Origin of the sequence: Leifsonia aquatica H1aii, from assembly GCF_000633535.1 — a bacterium.
In the GTDB taxonomy this organism is placed as follows: Bacteria; Actinomycetota; Actinomycetes; order Actinomycetales; family Microbacteriaceae; genus Leifsonia; species Leifsonia aquatica_A.
In genome coordinates, this window is sequence record NZ_AYMR01000069.1 from 1 (window position 1) to 1,613 (window position 1,613).

The 1,613-nt window shown below is 64.4% G+C and carries 2 protein-coding genes; both read left to right on the plus strand.

The window, feature by feature from the left end:
* On the plus strand, positions 1–1,351 hold a 1,351-nt coding region (locus U870_RS0122190; RefSeq protein WP_025159526.1), incomplete at its 5' end, for a phage tail protein.
* Positions 1,348–1,613, plus strand: a 266-nt coding sequence (locus U870_RS0122195) for a hypothetical protein (protein ID WP_025159527.1), incomplete at its 3' end; no start/stop codon positions are given. The genes U870_RS0122190 and U870_RS0122195, both read left to right, overlap by 4 nt.

A 1,613-nucleotide genomic window follows, 5' to 3' on the forward strand; every position in this document is an offset into this window, starting at 1 on the left:
ATTCGCCCAGGTGAGGGAAGCAGTCGGATCCGTATTCACGGCGCTGGCTCCGGCATTCGCCCAGCTCGGGCCGGTGTTCGCTCAGCTGGTGCCCCCGCTGCTGCAGCTGTGGCAGTCGCTGTCTCCGGTGTCGCTGCTGTTCAAGGCGCTGGGCCCGCTCCTGCCGACCATCGCCGGCGTCATCGGTCAGCTCGCAGCCACTCTCGGCGGCGCCCTGGGTGGGGCGCTGCAGTCGATCCTTCCGGCCATCGTGCAGGTGGCGTCCGTGCTCGCCGGGACCCTCTCCAGTGTGCTGAAACTGCTGCTGCCGATCCTCACACAGGTAGCGACGCTGCTGGTCTCGAAATTCTCGGCCGCGCTGACATCGCTGGTCCCGGTGATCGGGCAGATCGTCGGTGTGCTCGGCGGTGTAATCAGCACTCTGATGAAGGCGCTCATGCCGGTGATCTCGACACTCGTGCCGATCATCGGTCAGCTGGTCACCGCGCTCTCGCCGCTATTCGGCCTCCTGGTGCCGCTGATGGCGCCCATCCTGAGCCTGATCGCACCGCTGGTGCAGCTTGTCGGTTCGATCCTCACCCCGCTCATTCAGCTGCTCGCGGGTCTCCTCGAGCCGATTTTGCAGCTGATCACCCCCATCATCGGGCTGCTCGTACCCGTGCTGCAGGTGCTCGTGCAGGTCCTAGCGACGGTTATCCAATGGGTAGTCGACGCGATCGCCTGGCTGGTGAACCTGGCGACGGGTAACAAGCAGGCCGGGAAGCAGATGCAGGACGTGTGGAACTCCGTGATGGGGTTCTTCGCCGGTATCGGTCAGTTCTTCGCGAACATCTGGAACGGGTTGATCTCCGGCATCGGCAGCTTCATCGGTAAGGTCGTCGGCTTTTTCCAGGGCATCCCGGGCACGATCTTGGGTGTCTTCGCCGGTGCTGGGGGGTGGCTGCTCGACGTCGGTAAGAACCTGATCCAGGGCCTCCTGGACGGTGCTGGGTCGTTGCTGCGGAACATCGGGAACTTCTTCTTGAAGATCATCCCGGGGTGGATCGTTGAGCCGTTCAAAGCGGCGTTGGGTATCCACTCGCCGTCGCGTGTGTTCCGTGAGCTCGGCCTGTTCACCATGCAGGGATTCGTAGATGGTGTCTCCGGTCAGGAGGCGCTGGTGAACCGGACCCTGGACACCCTGGTCACGGTTCCCTCGGCCAGTACCGCAGCGTCGGCGTCGTCGGCAGCGTCGCGTGCCGGTGTCGGTGGGGTGACGGTGTACCAGGAGATCCATTCGGCGGAGCAGTCTCCGTCGTTGGCGATGCGGCAGTGGTCGCGTGAGGCGTCGAGGGCGGTGTTCACCACATGACGTTTGTCCTCGACGGTCGGGTGATCCCGCCGACACGCCTGGCGGGGGTGCCGTACTGGTTCACCGATCAGGTGGGCTGGTACGACACCCCCCAGGACAAGTCACCGGTCAACGAGAAGAAGCAGGGTCACGGAGCATTTGCAGTCGCGAAGTCGTACCGTGAGGCGCTCGCGATCTCGCTGCATGTGGTGGTTGCTGCCGCAACCGAGGCAGACATGCTCGCCGCCGTCGAGGATCTCACCTCGATCGGCTTCGACGGGCC